The sequence below is a fragment of the Mycobacterium gordonae genome, assembly GCF_001417955.2.
In the GTDB taxonomy this organism is placed as follows: Bacteria; Actinomycetota; Actinomycetes; order Mycobacteriales; family Mycobacteriaceae; genus Mycobacterium; species Mycobacterium gordonae_B.
Map to the genome: position 1 here is coordinate 302,481 of NZ_LKTM01000001.1, position 15,175 is coordinate 317,655.

Annotated in this window: 18 protein-coding genes; 12 read left to right on the forward strand and 6 right to left on the reverse strand. The window is 66.2% G+C overall.

The window, feature by feature from the left end; all coding sequences use genetic code 11:
• Positions 1-2 precede the first annotated feature (2 nt).
• A complete protein-coding gene (locus AO501_RS01450; RefSeq protein ID WP_055575982.1) occupies positions 3-1,718 on the forward strand; it encodes a SulP family inorganic anion transporter in 1,716 nt (571 codons plus the stop codon).
• A gap of 4 nt (positions 1,719-1,722) precedes the next feature.
• Here the strand turns inward: AO501_RS01450 and AO501_RS01455 are convergent, their stop codons facing one another.
• Both AO501_RS01455 and AO501_RS01460 read right to left on the reverse strand, forming a co-directional pair.
• The gene (locus AO501_RS01455; protein ID WP_371934982.1) at positions 1,723-2,544 is read right to left on the reverse strand and encodes an SDR family oxidoreductase; all 822 of its coding nucleotides are present in this window, start codon (positions 2,542-2,544) and stop codon (positions 1,723-1,725) included.
• Positions 2,541-5,690 carry an ATP-binding protein gene (locus AO501_RS01460; protein WP_055575983.1) on the reverse strand — a complete coding sequence of 1,050 codons (3,150 nt, stop codon included), beginning with the start codon at positions 5,688-5,690 and terminating at the stop codon, positions 2,541-2,543. Before AO501_RS01460 ends, AO501_RS01455 begins: the two co-directional genes overlap by 4 nt.
• 67 nt (positions 5,691-5,757) lie before the next feature.
• Between AO501_RS01460 and AO501_RS01465 the strand changes: the two genes are divergently transcribed.
• Positions 5,758-6,348, forward strand: coding sequence for a class I SAM-dependent methyltransferase (locus tag AO501_RS01465; protein ID WP_055576156.1), 591 nt, complete (start codon positions 5,758-5,760; stop codon positions 6,346-6,348).
• Here AO501_RS01465 and AO501_RS01470 read toward each other — a convergent pair.
• The 4 genes from AO501_RS01470 to AO501_RS01485 are packed head-to-tail and all read right to left on the reverse strand — an operon-like array spanning position 6,345 to position 8,259.
• Positions 6,345-7,160: an SDR family NAD(P)-dependent oxidoreductase gene (locus tag AO501_RS01470; protein ID WP_055575984.1), complete on the reverse strand. Its 816-nt coding sequence runs from the start codon at positions 7,158-7,160 to the stop codon at positions 6,345-6,347. The two genes, AO501_RS01465 and AO501_RS01470, sit on opposite strands and share 4 nt — an antisense overlap.
• Before the next feature lie 9 nt (positions 7,161-7,169).
• Positions 7,170-7,568: a nuclear transport factor 2 family protein gene (locus tag AO501_RS01475; protein WP_055575985.1), complete on the reverse strand. Its 399-nt coding sequence runs from the start codon at positions 7,566-7,568 to the stop codon at positions 7,170-7,172.
• Positions 7,565-7,969 (reverse strand): DUF302 domain-containing protein, encoded by a 405-nt coding sequence (locus AO501_RS01480; protein ID WP_055575986.1) that lies wholly within the window; start codon positions 7,967-7,969, stop codon positions 7,565-7,567. Before AO501_RS01480 ends, AO501_RS01475 begins: the two co-directional genes overlap by 4 nt.
• 20 nt (positions 7,970-7,989) lie before the next feature.
• Positions 7,990-8,259 (reverse strand): metal-sensitive transcriptional regulator, encoded by a 270-nt coding sequence (locus AO501_RS01485; RefSeq protein ID WP_055575987.1) that lies wholly within the window; start codon positions 8,257-8,259, stop codon positions 7,990-7,992.
• Positions 8,260-8,330: 71 nt separating this feature from the next.
• Here AO501_RS01485 and AO501_RS01490 point away from each other — a divergent pair, with 71 nt between their 5' ends.
• The 10 genes from AO501_RS01490 (at position 8,331) to AO501_RS01530 (ending at position 15,173) form a co-directional block, all read left to right on the forward strand.
• Positions 8,331-8,693, forward strand: a complete 363-nt coding sequence (locus AO501_RS01490) for a carboxymuconolactone decarboxylase family protein (RefSeq protein WP_055575988.1) — start codon at positions 8,331-8,333, stop codon at positions 8,691-8,693.
• 9 nt (positions 8,694-8,702) lie between these two features.
• Positions 8,703-9,656, forward strand: a complete 954-nt coding sequence (locus AO501_RS01495; RefSeq protein ID WP_055575989.1) for a LysR family transcriptional regulator — start codon at positions 8,703-8,705, stop codon at positions 9,654-9,656.
• A 94-nt stretch (positions 9,657-9,750) separates the two neighbouring features.
• Complete coding sequence (locus tag AO501_RS01500; RefSeq protein ID WP_231752296.1) at positions 9,751-11,157, forward strand: MmgE/PrpD family protein; 1,407 nt, start codon at positions 9,751-9,753, stop codon at positions 11,155-11,157.
• Between the two features lie 81 nt (positions 11,158-11,238).
• A complete protein-coding gene (locus tag AO501_RS01505) occupies positions 11,239-12,012 on the forward strand; it encodes a DUF2127 domain-containing protein (protein ID WP_156452248.1) in 774 nt (257 codons plus the stop codon).
• A 42-nt stretch (positions 12,013-12,054) separates the two neighbouring features.
• On the forward strand, positions 12,055-12,477 hold the full coding sequence (locus tag AO501_RS01510) for a PaaI family thioesterase (RefSeq protein WP_197419728.1): 423 nt from the start codon (positions 12,055-12,057) through the stop codon (positions 12,475-12,477).
• Between the two features lie 33 nt (positions 12,478-12,510).
• A complete protein-coding gene (locus AO501_RS01515; RefSeq protein ID WP_055575991.1) occupies positions 12,511-13,032 on the forward strand; it encodes a PaaI family thioesterase in 522 nt (173 codons plus the stop codon).
• Positions 13,033-13,104: 72 nt separating this feature from the next.
• Positions 13,105-13,524 (forward strand): winged helix-turn-helix transcriptional regulator, encoded by a 420-nt coding sequence (locus AO501_RS01520; protein ID WP_419775660.1) that lies wholly within the window; start codon positions 13,105-13,107, stop codon positions 13,522-13,524.
• Between the two features lie 157 nt (positions 13,525-13,681).
• Positions 13,682-13,846, forward strand: a complete 165-nt coding sequence (locus tag AO501_RS37650) for a hypothetical protein (protein WP_197419730.1) — start codon at positions 13,682-13,684, stop codon at positions 13,844-13,846.
• 31 nt (positions 13,847-13,877) lie between these two features.
• Positions 13,878-14,333, forward strand: coding sequence for an SRPBCC family protein (locus tag AO501_RS01525; RefSeq protein WP_055575993.1), 456 nt, complete (start codon positions 13,878-13,880; stop codon positions 14,331-14,333).
• A 33-nt stretch (positions 14,334-14,366) separates the two neighbouring features.
• A complete protein-coding gene (locus AO501_RS01530) occupies positions 14,367-15,173 on the forward strand; it encodes an SDR family NAD(P)-dependent oxidoreductase (protein WP_055575994.1) in 807 nt (268 codons plus the stop codon).
• Positions 15,174-15,175: the final 2 nt, after the last annotated feature.

Here is a 15,175-nt window from a genome sequence, read left to right on the forward strand (position 1 = left end):
ACGTGGGCCATCCATTTCAGTACGGCTGGATCAAAGGGCGGGCGGATCTCATCGCCGGTCTGACCGTCGCGGCCATCTCGTTTCCGCAAGCGATCGCGTACGCGCTGATCGCCGGGGTGGACCCGAAGTTCGGCGTCTACTCGGCCATCGTGGTGACGACGATCGCGTCGATCTTCGGGTCCTCCTCACACCTGATCAACGGCCCGACGAGTGCGATTTCGCTGCTGGTCTTCACCGCGCTGGCATTCATCGACTCGGAGAACACCGGACAGCTCTACCAGGCACTGTTCCTGCTCGGGGTGTTGGTGGGGGCGTTCCAGATCATCATCGCGGTGTTCCGGCTGGGCAATCTCACCCGCTATATCTCCGAATCCGTGATCATCGGTTTCATGGCGGCGGCCGCCTTTCTGCTCGCCATCGGACAGCTCGGTAACGCGTTGGGCGTCAAGGACAAAGGCAACGGCCATATGCAGGTGCTGCGGCGCGTATGGCTCACGCTCTTCCACGGGGACGCGATCAATTACCGCGCGGTGATCATCAGCGCCTCCGCAGTAGTGCTGGCTGTGGTGCTGCGAAAGGTCGTGCAGCGCTTCGGGTTGCCGCAGATCGACATGCTCGCGGTACTGGTCATCACGGCCGTGATCGCCTATGTGGCCGGTTGGTCCGTTCCGGGCACAGGTGGCCGCACCGCGGTGTCGGTGGCGGCCAAGGTGCCGCGTAGCCTGCCCACCCCGCACATCCCCGACGTCAACACGGCGTGGTTGCCGGAACTGTCGACCGGAGCGCTGGCCATCGCGTTCGTCGGCATCATCGAAGCCCTGTCGATCGCGAAAGCCATTGCGCACCAGACCCAGCAGAAGCTGGACTACAACCGTCAGATCATGGCCGAAGGACTGGCCAACCTCGGTGGCGGGTTCTTCCAGAGTCTGCCCGGCTCGGGGTCGTTGTCGCGCTCGGCGATCAACTATCAATCCGGTGCCGCGACGGTTGCCGTGGCGCTACTGTTGTTCGCGCCCTTGTTGCGCTATGTACCGCAGCCCGCGCTGGCCGGACTGCTGCTGGTGACCGCGGCTCGGCTCGTCGACTTCAAGCGACTCATTTACACGTTGAAGGCGTCTCGGTACGACGCCGGGCTGGTGGTCGTGACGGCCCTGACGGGAATCGCCATAGACCTCGACAAGGCCGTGCTGCTCGGGGTGATTCTGTCGATCCTGCTGTTCGTGCCCCGAGCGGCCAAACTCAAGGCAACCGAACTCATCGTCACGCCCGAACGCGTCGTCCGCGAGCGTGTTCGGGGCGACGAGCCGGACGCCAGCACCGTCATCTACGACCTGGAAGGTGAGCTGTTCTTCGGAGCCGCGCCGGAATTGGACCGCCACCTCGCGGATTTGACGCACCGGATCGAGGCGGAGGATCAGGGCAAGATCGTGATCCTGCGACTCAAACGCGTTCGGCACCCCGACGTGGTGTGCATCGAGCGAATCGAGCACTTCCTACGCGAACTCACGGACCGCGACGTCACCGTGCTGCTCGCCGGCGTGCGCCCCGACACCGCCGAGATTCTCAAAAACGTCGGCTTCCAAAGCTGGTTCCCCGCCGAGCACGTCTTTCCCGAGGAGGACCGGGAGTTCTCGGCGACCCTGAAGGCCGTGCGCTATGCCCACGCCAAAGCGGCAGACCGGCCCGGGGCGGAACCTGACCTTTACTACCTGGTCTGAGAATTCACGGCGTCCCCGCCTTCACCGCTGCGATGACACCACCGTCCACCAACAGGTCGGTGCCGGTGATGAACGAGGCATCGCTGCCGAGCAGAAACGCGGCCGCCGCGGCGATGTCGTCGGGGGTGCCGATGCGGCCGGTCCCGGACATGGCGATCATGGCCCGCATCCCGTCGCCGACGGGCGAGGCGAGTTCCTGCTGACCCATCGGCGTGGAGATGATGCCTGGGCTGATCGAGTTGATGCGGGCGCCACGGCGGCCCCATTGCGCACTGGCGCCACGGACGCGAATCAGGTTGGCTTGCTTGGCGATCGGGTAGGCGAAGTTCGGCTCCGTGATCTTCCGGACGAGATCCAGCGTGAGCAGTTCCTCTGGCGGATTGTGCGCCAACGCCTTTTCCTGCTCGGCGGACAGCGGCGGGAACATGTGGCCCGCCATGCTGGCGATGACGACGCCCGCGCCGCCGGGCGCGATGACGTCGCCGAACTCTCGGAGCACCAGCGCGACGCCGAGCAGGTCCACGGCCAGGATCGCCTCGGCCGAGGCCTGCGCCGGTGAGAGTCCGGCGGTGTGGGCCAGTTGGGTCACGTTGCCCAGCGATCCGGCGAAGCCGGCAAGCGCGTGCACCGACTCGGGCGATGAGACGTCGACCTTCTGAGTTTCGACGTCGTAGCCATCCGCGGACAGGGAGTCGGCGACCGAGGCCAGTACCTGTTCGTTGTTGTCAGCCAGCAACACCGTCTTCGACGGACCAAGGCGCCGGGCAATCGCCTGTCCCATACCGCCCACACCGATCACGGTCAGCACTTCGCGGTACACCGTCATGCCATCTCCTCTGCCCAGGCGATATGTCCCTCGAAGCCACAGGAATTCGCCATCTGACGGTAGCTGTCTCGATATGCGCGGTAGGCCCCGCCCTCGCCGAGCGCGTTCGCCAGCAACGCCCGCATACGAAGCAGCCAGAGTTCGTTCATAAGGGATCCGGGCTCGGACGGCTCGGCTGCCAACCGCTCGACCGCCGCCTGCGCTTCCTGGATGTCTGCGGGCGCCCGCCTGCTCAGCAGTGCGTCAACGAGAGCCGAGACGGCCGCTGCGCGGATGAGCGTCCCGCCGGACCGGTAGTCGGCCTCCTCGACATCGCGAGCGAATTCAACTGCCTTGTCGAGATCCCCGGCCCTGGTCTCCTGGTTGACGAGATGGAGGTCGATGAATCCGATGATCGCCATGGTAAAGCGTTCCTGCACAGCGGCTTCACGGGCCGCCACAAGCAATTGGATGCCCTCGTCCGTGCTGCCGTGCATGAGTAGGGTCAGTCCGCGCACATAGCGGGCGCAACTGAGTGTGAAATCGTCGCCTGCCCGCTCCGCGGTCTCGAGGACTTCAGCTGCCTCGTCCAGGGCGGCGGCGTCCGGCAGCAACGCTCCGTTGACCGTCAGGGAATGCTTGAAGACGAGCATCACCGCGCGCAGTGTCACGCCGAAATCCCGGACCATTGTTGCGGACCGCTCGACATCGGCGCGCCACCCAGGGTCGCCGAGAATGCATCGGGCGCAACCTCGCAACATGATCGCGCCGGTCAGCGGAGAACTGATCACGAGGTTGCCGATCGTGGCGTCACCGTCTGCCAGGTCGATCGCGCGTTGCGACAGACGCCGGCATTCTGCCGCGGCGCCGCACTGCAGTTTGGCGGTTGCTGCGGCATATAGCAGCCCAACGCTCAGTTGCCGATCTTCGATTGACTCAAGTAGATCGACGAGTTGCGAAGCCCAGTGCGATGCCTGGCGAAATTCGGCGTGGACGGTCAGTGCGGACACCCATCCGGTCATCCCGATGGCCAGTGACACCTTGTCACCGGCGGTGCCGGTGAGCTCGCGCAGCTCGTCGAAACCGGTGTCGGCCATGCTGCCGCCGGCCATCCAGGAGCTGGCACACAACAGTGTCCGAGGAGTGATACGCATCGAGAGGCGTTGCTGATCGGTGGTCGGCAATCGGTCGGCCACATCGCGTGCGCGCTGCCAACTGGCTCGTGCCGCAGCGAGGTCGCGGTGAGTAAGCCAGGTCCCGGCGCGCATGTGCCAGTCGAAGGCCGTGTGGAGGTCGCCTGCTGCTGTGAGATGTTCGGCGATCAGTGGGGCGTTTTCGTCGGGTGAGCCGAGGCGTTCGATTGTGGCTGCCAATTTCCGATGCTGTTCGGCGCGGTCGGCCCGCAGTTGTGACTCATAGGCAACCGCACGAATCAGCGGATGCCGGAACGCATATTCGACTTGGGGAGTAAAACTCACCTGATCGATCAGCTCAGCCCCGACCAGCTCGGGTACCACCGGTTCGATTCCCAGCGCGGTCACCAGTTCGGGGGTGAAACGCGACCCGATCACTGCCGCGGCGCTCAATGTGCGTTTGGCCGAGGAGCTCAGGCGGTCGACACGCGCCGCAATCACCGCCTGCAACGTCGCGGGCACACTGATGTCCGCAATCTCAGCGGCGAGTCGATACCCTCCCCGCCTGCCGCAAATCTTTCCTCGTTCGGCCAGGTCGCGCACGAGCTCTTCGGCGAAGAACGGGTTACCCGAGGCACGCTCGGCGATGACATCGATCAGCGGCTGCACGGAGGAGCCGGGCCCCAGCAACCCGCCGATCAATGATGCGGTTTGTGCGGCGTTGAGCGGCCGCAGGGCAATCGTCTGCATGCCCGGGACTTTGGTGAGCGCACCGTGGTATTCAGGGCGATAGGTGATCAAGACGATCGATGGGGTCTGCGGGATTACCGCCAGGAAATCAACCAGCATCGACTCGCTGACCTCGTCGATCCAGTGAACATCTTCGATCACATACAAGACCGGCTCGTCGCGGGCCAGCGACGCCGCGTTGACCAGTGCCGTCAGGCGCCGCCGGCGGGCATCGGCCTCGATGGGCGGCAGGGCGACGTCTGGGTCCGCTATTCCGAGTAAATCGTCAAGCAGCACAAGGTCTTCGGGATCGGCACCGCCCATAAGGGCGCGAATGCGGGCACGGGCCGCGGCGGCATCGAGGTCGTCGACCGCCAGCCCGGTCCGCAACAGGCCACTGACGGCATGAAATGGCAGGTCGCTGGTATGTGATTCGCAGCAGGTGGTGAATACGGCCACGCCGCGGCCGCCCGCGTACGCCGCGGTTTCACGCACGATGCGGCTCTTGCCGATTCCGGCGGGGCCCAGAACACCGATCACACAACCGGCTCCGGCGATAGCCTCCTGGAGAATTCCGGTGAGGGTGTTGAGTTCCCAGGTGCGCCCGACCAGCTGTGGATCACTGCGTCGATGATGATCTTGTGTTGTCGCGAGCAGGCGCCGTGCGGGCACCGGGTCGGTCGCGCCTTTGATGTGCACCAGCTCCTGCTCGGACAGCACTGTGACGTCTTCGACCAGTCGAGCGGTCGATTCGCTGAGCATCACCCCACCGGGCGGAGCCACCGATTCCATCCGCTGTGCCATGCCGACCTGCTGCCCAATCGCAGTGTAACCCCAAGCACCAGAACCTATTTCACCGGCAATAACCTGCCCCGAATTCAGTCCCACCCGCAGCTTGAAATCCACGCCGTCACGGTGGGCGATGTCCGGAGCCAGTCGCCGCGCCTCGTCCTGGATGCCCAACGCAGCGAGGCAGGCGCGAAAGGCGTGGTCTTCCAGAGCGATCGGGGCCCCGAACACCGCCATGATGCCATCGCCGGTGAACTTGTCCACGGTTCCGCCGTAGCGCTGCACCACCGCCGCCGCGGCCGTGACGAGTTCGGTCATGATCTCCCGCAAACGCTCCGGGCCGACAGCCGCAGCGATGTCCATCGAGTGCACCACATCGGCGAACAGCACCGTCACCTGCTTGTATTCCGCCGACGGAGCGGAGGCCACGCTCGGCGATCCGCACTCGTGGCAGAACTTCGCGGCGGGCCGCAGATCGGTAGCGCATGTCGCGCACGCAGTCGCCGCGTCCGTCATGTCTGCACCACCGATCCGGTTCTGACGCCAATCGAAGAATAAGACTTCTGCGGCTACGTTGGACGAGGTGCCGACGCAACAACCGTGGAATATCAATATCCACTACAACGCACTGGTGGACGCACAGGTCCCTGCCGGGGCCCAGCAGGTCCTCGACGTGGGCTGTGGTGACGGGTTCCTGGCCGCATTGCTGGCCGAGCGGATACCGCGGGTCGTCGCGCTCGACATCGACGAGCCCGTATTGCAGCGCGCGGCCGCCAGGTTTCCCGATGCGCCGGTGCAGTGGCGGCACGGCGACGTGATGACGGCCGACCTGCCCTGCTTCGACGCGGTGGTGTCCAACGCCGCCCTGCACCACATCGACGACTCGCGGGCCGCATTGGCGCGGCTTGCGCAACTGGTGCGGCCAGGAGGAAAGCTGGCCGTGGTGTCGTTCGTTAAACCGTCTCTGCAAGAAGCCATCTGGCACCTGACTTCGTGGACGGCCTGCGGCGTCGTCAATCAGATCCGAGGCAAATGGGAACACAGCGCTCCCATCAAATGGCCACCACCGGACAACTTCGCCCAGCTGCGCGCACACGCTCGGGAAGTGCTTCCCGGGGTGCGGGTCCGGCGACTGCTCTACGGACGCGTGCTGATCACCTGGCGCGCAACCTAATCCGATCCCATGGCAGCGGCGCTGGCCGCGCTGATGAGTTTGACGGCCTCATTGCGGGGCAGTGAACCCAGCAGCTGCATACCTGCCCGCAACTCCTCGCCCACGATCCAGGTCGGCCCGCCGGTCAGGTTGTCGAAAGCCTCCGCGATGACGTCGCCGACGGCGACCGCTCCCGGCGGCACCTCATCGAGTGAAGCGATCTGGCCGCGGCTGTACTCGAGCTCTCGCAGCGCGGGGGTATCCGTCTTGCCGAGAATGAGACCCAGGACGTCGACGCCTTTGTCGTGCAACTCGGCCCACAACGCCTCGGCGAAGACCATGTCGAAAGCCTTGGAAGCCGCGTAGGCCACCATGTTGGGTCCGCCGGCGAACCCGGCGCCGGAGCCGAAGACGACGATGCCGCCGCGGCCGCGCTCGACCATCGCCGGCGCGAAGTGGTGACACAACTGCACCGGCACCATGCAGTTGCGTTGCACCATCGACTCGGCGGCCTGCACCGGACTGGACAGAAAAGGCTTGAAATTCGGGTCCGCCCCGGCGCAATAGACAAGAAACCCGATCTCCAGGTCGGCGGTGGCCTCAGCGATGGCGGCCGCCGCCCCGGGCGCCGCGAGGTCGACCGCCAAAGTCCGGGTCTGTGCCGACGTGGCCGAAACAATCTGGGCGGCAACGTCATCGAGCACCGCCTGGCGGCGGGCCAGCAGGACGACGTTGACGCCTCGCTCGGCAAGCCCCCGAGCGAACGCGGCGCCCACGCCGTCGGACGCACCTGCCACCAGTGCCCAGGGCCCGTACTTGGCCGCGAATGTCACCCGTAACCCCTAGCCGACCGCGCTGACTCGCACCGTGGTGAACCGCCTACGGGCGATCCGCCATCCTTGCCGCGTGCGCACCATCTCGTCGTCATAGAAGCCGATGCCGTTGACACCCGACGTGTTGTCGGCGGCCATGATCAGGGCGTCGACGTACGTACGGGCCACCGCGTTGTCGCCGTCGACGTCAATGGCCTGATTGGTCAGCCGGTGCAGCGTGTGCCCGGCCATCGCATGCACCTTCTCCATGAAGTCGGTGACGGCGTCGACCCCGCTCCATGCGCCGATCTCGCCGTAGTCCAGTTGACAGTCTTCGGTGAACACCGTGCGGAACAGCGACCAGTCACGCCGGTCGATCCCGGTGGCATATCTCACCAGCAGGTCGGAGATATCGTCGCGGTCCGTCATGCCTGACTGAGTTTGCCGATGGCGGCCTGCAGCTTGGCTGCGGCTTCATCGGCGACCTCCTGCAAGCCCGGCTGGTCCACGACGCGGACCATCAACTGGGGGTCCATCGCCTCGACCAGGACACCGCCGTCCTCGGCGGCGCGTAGCACCACGTTGCACGGCAGCAGCTGGCCGATGTGGCGGTCCACGTCCAGGGCGCGGTGCGCAAGCTGTGGGTTGCAGGCGCCGAGTATCAGGTAGTCCTCCATGTCCTCGCCGAGCTTCTGCTTCAGCGTGGCTTTGACGTCAATTCTGGTGAGTACCCCGAAGCCCTGTTCGGCCAGAGCCTGCGTCGTCTGCTCGACGGCATCACCGAACGAGGTGTGCAAGGTGGCGGTCAATCCCGCGGTTCCTAGTGTCATGACTGATCCCTTTCTCCTTCTCAGGCCAAAGCCAGGAAGAGTTTCTCCAGCTCGGCTTCGCTCAGCGGCGGCGAGTCGCCGTGCTGGGTGCCGTTGATGCAGTCACGCAGTCCGCAGGCGACGATCTTGAACCCGGCGCGGTCGAGCGCCTTCGAGACCGCCGCGAGTTGAGTCACGACGTCTTTACAGTTGCGGCCCTGCTCGATCATCGCGATCACGCCACCGAGTTGCCCCTGGGCGCGACGCAACCGATTGAGCACCGCGCCCATCGTGTCTTCGTCTGCGTTCATCGAATGCCTTCCTGTCTCATCCCTGTTCCATACTATACCAATACCCCCACCGGTATCAGTATAGTGCGGGTATGGATCAACAGCATCGTCACCAAGACGTCCTTACTGACCTCAACCCGCAGCATCGTGCCCTGCGCCAGATGATCCCAGGCGTGTACGCCGGATTCGGCGAGATGAGCAAAGCGGCCATGGCTTCCGGCGCCCTGGACGCGAAGTACAAAGAACTGATCGCGCTCGCGATCGGTGTCGTGCACGGCTGTGACGGCTGCATCGCCTCCCACGCTAAAGCGGCGGTCCGCGCCGGAGCCTCCAGGGAGGAGGCGGCGGAAGCGGTGGGTGTCAGCATCATGATGCACGGCGGACCGGCCACCATCTACGGCGCCCGCGCCTACGACGCGTTCTCGGAATTCGCCGACGCCGCATCCGGAACCTAACCTCGATCTATGGAACTGCGGCAGCTGCGGTACTTCGTGGCGGTTGCCGAGGAACTGCACTTCGGCCGCGCGGCGCAGCGCCTGCATATCTCGGGGCCGGCTTTGTCGCAACAGATCGTGGCGCTGGAACGAGACCTGGGTGCGGAGCTGTTCGTCCGCGACCGTCGCTCTGTCCGGTTGAGTCAGAGCGGCCGGACGCTGCTGCCGGATGCGCGTCGCATGCTGGCGCTGGCCGACGACGCGAAAAGCCGGGTGCGGCAGGCGGCGGAGATCTCCGCGCCCGTCCGACTCGGATACGTGAGTTGGCTGCCCGACGATGTGAGCAGCCTGGTCGGCGACGTGGCCGTGCGCATCGATGAATGGGTGCTGCCCTCGCATGTGCAAGCCGACCGGGTGGCCGAGGGCAGCCTCGACGTCGCGCTGACCTGGGTCACTGCGCGGCAGGCCACCGAGCGCGGGCTGACCTCGCACCTGCTGCGCGCGGAGCAGCTGGGCGCGGTGCTTCCCGGCGTCGACTCCACCGAACCCGTTGCGGCAAGGCAACTTCGGATCCTCGTCGACACCGACGAATCGGCCTGGCAGTCATGGAATCGGTTCGCGCGGGAACTCGCCGCGGACACCGGTGCGCGCGTTGTCGACATCGACGACGGCGGCATCACCGGCCCCGCGTTCTATGCGCATGTCCGCCGACTCGGTGCCGCTGTGCTGGCCTCGCCCAAGCGCCACACTGCGGTGCCGCCGCCGAGCCTGGGGCAACGACTCGTGGCGAATCCTGTTCCGGTGTGGACGTGGTCGCTGGTCCACCGAAACGACGAGGAACGCGCCGCCGTGCACGCGCTGGTGGACGCACTGCTGGGCGTCGCCGGCCGCCACGGGTGGCGCACGCCTCCCGTCGGGCGGTGGTGGACGCCGTCCGACGATCCGCATCGAACGGTGCTCGCGGACGCCGCTGAACAGCGATAGGAAGTTTGGCCGAAGACAGGTAGCCAAAGAGTCCTGGACGCACCGTGGCCCACGCGCTTGAGTCGGGGTATCGACGAGAGAAAGGCGAAAGCCGATGGCGCCGAACTACTTTGTGGACGATCTCGCGGGCTTCGTGGTCCGCGCGCAACACCCGGATCTGGCAGGCGCGGCGAGGCCGACGCTCAAGCGCAACGTGCTGGACAGCATCGCCTGTGCGATCGGGGCTCTGGACGGCGAACTCGTCCCCGCCGTTCGCGCCCAGGCCGACGAATTCAGTGGACGCCGTAGCGCGACACTCGTCGGCGGTGGCACTGCCTCGGTGGATCAGGCGGCGTTCTTCAACGCCGTCCTCGTCCGTTACCCGGATCTGCTCGACACGTATCTGACCCAGGGCGGTCTGTGCCACCCGGCCGACAACTTCGGAGCCATCCTCGCCGTCGCTGAGCATCTCGAGGCCTCGGGTGCGAATTTCCTTCTCGCCCTTGCGGTTGCCTATGAAGTGCAGTGCCGGTTCAGCGCGGCAGTGCCGGTGATGGCGCACGGCCTCAACCATGCGCTGCAACTGGCGATGTCGGTTGCGGCAGGCTCGGCGAAGCTCATGGGCCTGGACGCCGGCCGGACCGCCGCCGCCATCTCGGCCGCCACGGCCGATAACGTCTCGCTCGCCGCGGTGCACGCCGAACCGGTCTCCAACTGGAAAGGAATCTCGCCGGCCGTCACCGGTATGCGCGCGGTCTACGCCACCATGCTGGCGAGCCGCGGTATCACCGGGCCCCGGACGCTGTTCGAGGGCCCGCACGGACTGGCCCAGCTCTTCGATCAGCCCATCGATTTGGACATCGGCACAACAGAACTCACCGCGGCCGAACACACCTACCTCAAGCGGTACTGTGCGCTGATCCATGGGCAGGTGATCATCGACGCCGTTCTGGCGCTGCGCGATGCGCACGGACTACGCGGCCGGGACGTCGCCTCGGTGACGCTGGAAGTTTTCCAGGGCGCGTTCGACTTCGCCGGTGGCGGTGCATACGGAAACAAGGACCATCCGTCGACGAAAGAGCAAGCGGACTACAACCTCAGGTATCTGACCGCGGTCGCGCTGCTCGACGGTGATGTCGGCCCGGAACAGCTTGAGAATGACCGGGTTCGGCGCTCCGACGTACAGGATCTGTTGACCCGGGTCGTCGTCGAACCGGCCGCGGACCTCACCGCGGCCTACCCCGATCGCACGGCCGCCCGGGTACGGGTCGTGACGCAGGACGGGCGAAGCTTGAGCCGCGAGCAATCCGATTACGAGGGCTCGCCCACCCACCCGATGTCGTGGGACCGCGTCGTCGAGAAGTTTCACTGGCTGGCCGAGCCGTTCTGCGGTGCAGGGCTGTGCGGCGAGATCATCGATGCGGTCCGGCGGATCGACGAGATTGCCGTTCGCGATCTCACCGCGCTGCTAGGTGCCGTCAGCCCGACGGCCAGCCGGACGCGCAGCGCCCGGCGGTCGTGACGAACGCCGACACCGGCGCCGCCTTGCGCGTTTTGCCGCTGGCGTTGAATGATCGGCGTCAAACTGGCCGAAGGAGCGCACGTGGGGAAAAGCAGGAATCGCGCCGTCAACCGGTGGGAATTGGTCACCTGCGCGGTGACGGGCCACGCCACGTACGCTCCGGACGACGAGCAGCTGGCCGCGCGTCTGCACGCCAAGACCGAGCTCGGTGAGGTGTGGCGTTGTCTGCGCTGCGGCGACTTCGCGCTGGGCGAACCGCACGGCCGCGGCCATCCCGAAGATGCACCGATGATCATGCGGGGCAAGGCTTTACGTCAGGCCATTATCATCCGCGCGCTGGCCGTGGAGCGGCTCGGGCGGGCAGTCGTGCTGGGTCTGGCCGCGTGGGCGGTGTGGACCTTCCGCGGTGCGCGGGGCGCCATTCAGGCCACCCTCGACCGCGACCTGCCGGTCTTTCGCGCCGCCGGTTTCAAAGTCGACCAGATGTCGGCGATCCATGAACTGGAGAAGGCGCTGGCGGCCAAACCGTCCACCCTCACCCTGATCACCTGCCTGCTCGCCGCCTACGCCGTGCTGCAGATCGTCGAAGGCGTCGGCCTGTGGCTGATGAAACGCTGGGGTGAGTACTTCGCGGTGGTGGCGACCTCGGTGTTTCTGCCGCTGGAGATTCATGACCTGCTCAAGGGCATCACCACGACGCGGGTGGCGACTCTGACGATCAACATCGCCGCGGTGCTCTATCTGCTGATCTCCAAGCGGCTGTTCGGGTTACGGGGCGGCCGCGAAGCCTACGAAGAGGAGCGGCAGGGCGAACAACTGCTCGATCTGGAACGCGCGGCGATGACGGCGGAATGAGTGCCCGCTTACCTCCCGCGAGATCCTGATTACCGCCAACGCGTGCGGGAAAGCTTTGCGCTGCAGGGCCTGATGGCAACACTCGGCGCGGAGTTACGCAGCATCCAGCCCGGTCTGGCGGAGGTCGAGGTGCCCTTCTTGCCTGGACTGTCCCAGCAGGATGGGTTCTTCCATGCCGGCGTCACCATCGCCATTCTGGACACCGCGTGCGGTTACGCTGCGCTCACCCTGATGGCGCACGGTTCGCGGGTATTGACCGTGGAACTGAAGGTGAACCTTCTCGCCCCGGCGGTCGGCGACCGACTGCGGGCGCATGGCGAGGTGTTGCGACCCGGTCGAAACCTCACGGTGTGCCGGGGCGACGCGTACGTGGTCAACGGCGACGACGAGAAGCGGGTAGCCACGATTCTGACCACCATGACTGCTGTCGCGGCTCAGGATCCAACCCCGACTGACCTGACTTGACTTTAGTTTAGTCAGCATCGGATGATGCCGAGTATGAGCGAAACCGCGTGCGCTGCCGAGCGCGAGCAAGGCGAGCGAAACCGGACAATCGAGTGGTCGGATCCCCTGCGCGCGGCGCAGGCGGCGCGCAGCCGCAGCGGCCTGGAGTTTCTGCAGGCCATGGTGGACGGAGAAATACCGCCGCCGCCCGTCATGAGCACCATCGGTGGCCGGCTGGAGTCCGTTTCGGCGGGCACGGCGGTCTTCACCCTGACCCCGGCCGAGTTCCACTACAACCCGATCGGGTCGGTGCACGGTGGAATGTACTGCACGCTGCTGGACTCGGCGGCCGCGTGTGCCGTGCACAGCATGCTGCCCGCCGGGGTGGGCTACACCAGCCTGGATCTGTCGGTGCGGTTCATCGGTGCGATGAGTGTCGAGACCGGGCCGGTCCGGTGTACCGGCACGGTAACGCATCTGGGCCGGCGTACCGCGCTGGCCGAGGCGAAGCTGACCAGCGGCACCGGCAAATTGCTGGCCACCGCCACCAGTAACTGCCTGATCCTGAATGCCTAACAGCGGGACGTCATGAAGTTGTCGGGACGCCTTGCCGATCGGGAGGGGTGGACGGCCGCTGACTGGTGCCCGATGGAATACGCGCTGCGGTTGATCGGCACCCATTCGGCCATGGTGCTGCTGCGCGAAGCCTTCTGGGGTGGGCGACGTTTCGACGACCTGGCGCGTCGGGCGGGTGTCACCGAGCAGATTGCGGCCAAGCGGTTGCGCCAGCTGGTCGAGGCGGGGTTGCTGGACAAGCAGCCTTACCAGGAAGCCGGCCAGCGCACGCGTTACGAGTACGTGCTCACCGATCGGGGCCGCGAGCTGTTCCCGGTGCTGATCAGCCTGATCGAATTCGGCCGGCTGCTGCAGGCAGAGCCCGGCACGGAATTGATCCACGAGGGCTGCGGCGAATCCGTGGTGCCGCGGGTTCGATGTACCGCCGGGCACGACGTTTCGTTCTCCGACGTGATGATTCGAAAAACGAAGCGCCAACCGGAAAAACTGTGACGCCGGCGATGCCCCGCCGCCCAGTGTGCCGGATCGCACAGCTCACACGCGCCCCGCTTTCCCCGTTGTTCACCGTGCCGCGGTGCACGCTTAAAGGGAAGCCGCTGATATGGCACCAAGCGACCTGACGACGTCGCACCGATGAAGGACCAAGACCGTGACAGCACTGCAGAACTGGATCAACCAGAGCCCCGGTGGCGCTGGGATCGCCGCGCCCGTGAAGGCGCGGGCCTGCCGCGCGCTGTATGCCATGCGGCGAGGACGGCCACGACCGGTGGTTACCGGCCCCAACCTGATGCGGCGCGGCGACGAGCGCTGCTGAGGGAACTGCACCGGCGTGATTGGATCGCTGCATGGCCGAGTCGGCGCGGGTGGTCAGCGCCAGCCGTGACATCGCGGCCGGCGCGCAGCGGATCTTCGAACTGATCGCCGATCCGTCCCGCCAGCCGGGTTGGGACGGCAACGACAACCTGGCCGCCGCCGAGTCCGGGCAGCGCGTCCGCGGGGTCGGCGACGTGTTCGCGATGACGCTGACGCTCGGCACAGTCCGGCACAACCACGTCGTCGAATTCGACGAGGGACGCCGAATCGCCTGGCGCCCTTCAGAACCCGGCAAACCACCGCCCGGTCATCTCTGGCGTTGGGAACTCACTCCGGTGTCGGAGACGCGGACCACGGTCACCCACACCTACGACTGGACCCAGTTGAACGACCCCGAGCGCCTGGCTCGCGCGCAGGCCACCACCGCTGAACGGTTGCGGGCGTCGATCGACCGGCTCGCGGTGATTGCCGAGAGCGCGGAGGCTTAGTCGTCCAGCCCTGAGCCCGGGTACGGTCTCGGTATGGCTCTCCCACCTGCAGGAAGTACCAGCGCGGCCATCGTGACCGGGGCATCGTCGGGCATCGGCGAGGAGATCGCCACCATTCTGGCGAAACGCGGCTACCACATCGTCCTGGTCGCCCGCAGCGCCGACCGGCTCGAGGCGCTCGCCAGGAAGCTCGGGTCCAAGGCGCATCCGCTGCCTGCCGACCTCGCCCAACGCAGCGACCGCGCGACGCTGCTTGACCGGGTCGGCGAACTCGGGCTGACCCCCGACATCCTGATCAACAACGCCGGCCTGTCGACGCTGGGAGTGGTGGCGAAGTCCGACCCGGAGAAGGAACTCAATCTGGTCGAAGTCGACGTGGCGGCCGTCGTGGATCTGTGCAGCAGGTTCCTGCCCGGAATGGTGGAACGCCGTCGCGGCGCGATCCTGAACGTCGCTTCGGTCGCCGCGTTCGGCCCGCTGCCCGGACAGGCGGCCTATGGGGCGGCCAAGGCATTCGTGTTGTCCTACACCCACAGTCTGCGGGGGGAGTTGAAGGGAAAGGGCGTCTCGGTGACCGCCCTGTGTCCGGGACCGGTGGACACCGGATTCGGCGAGGCAGCCGGGTTCTCCAAAGAGGAAGCCGACGCCGCGCTGCCGCGGGTCATGTGGATACCCGCCGATCAGGTGGCGCAGGCCGGGATCGACGGCCTGGCGGCCGGAAAGGCCGTCGTGGTCCCCGGACTGGCCAACCGGATCTCCGCGGGACTCTTCCGCGTCGCGCCACCGGAGTGGATGCTGCCGTTGCTGACCCGCAACCACCCGGCCATGAAGGGCAACTGAAC

Excerpts from the sequence above, each read along its gene's own strand:
- AO501_RS01495 (WP_055575989.1), top strand. The coding sequence starts at position 8,703 with ATGGAACTGCGGCAGCTGCGGTACTTCGTGGCGGTTGCCGAGGAACTG.
- AO501_RS01525 (WP_055575993.1), top strand. The coding sequence starts at position 13,878 with ATGGCCGAGTCGGCGCGGGTGGTCAGCGCCAGCCGTGACATCGCGGCC.
- AO501_RS01460 (WP_055575983.1), bottom strand. The coding sequence starts at position 5,690 with ATGACGGACGCGGCGACTGCGTGCGCGACATGCGCTACCGATCTGCGG.
- AO501_RS01490 (WP_055575988.1), top strand. The coding sequence starts at position 8,331 with ATGGATCAACAGCATCGTCACCAAGACGTCCTTACTGACCTCAACCCG.
- AO501_RS01455 (WP_371934982.1), bottom strand. The coding sequence starts at position 2,544 with ATGACGGTGTACCGCGAAGTGCTGACCGTGATCGGTGTGGGCGGTATG.
- AO501_RS01515 (WP_055575991.1), top strand. The coding sequence starts at position 12,511 with ATGAGCGAAACCGCGTGCGCTGCCGAGCGCGAGCAAGGCGAGCGAAAC.
- AO501_RS01485 (WP_055575987.1), bottom strand. The coding sequence starts at position 8,259 with ATGAACGCAGACGAAGACACGATGGGCGCGGTGCTCAATCGGTTGCGT.
- AO501_RS01530 (WP_055575994.1), top strand. The coding sequence starts at position 14,367 with ATGGCTCTCCCACCTGCAGGAAGTACCAGCGCGGCCATCGTGACCGGG.
- AO501_RS01500 (WP_231752296.1), top strand. The coding sequence starts at position 9,751 with ATGGCGCCGAACTACTTTGTGGACGATCTCGCGGGCTTCGTGGTCCGC.
- AO501_RS01480 (WP_055575986.1), bottom strand. The coding sequence starts at position 7,969 with ATGACACTAGGAACCGCGGGATTGACCGCCACCTTGCACACCTCGTTC.
- AO501_RS01520 (WP_419775660.1), top strand. The coding sequence starts at position 13,105 with ATGGAATACGCGCTGCGGTTGATCGGCACCCATTCGGCCATGGTGCTG.
- AO501_RS01475 (WP_055575985.1), bottom strand. The coding sequence starts at position 7,568 with ATGACGGACCGCGACGATATCTCCGACCTGCTGGTGAGATATGCCACC.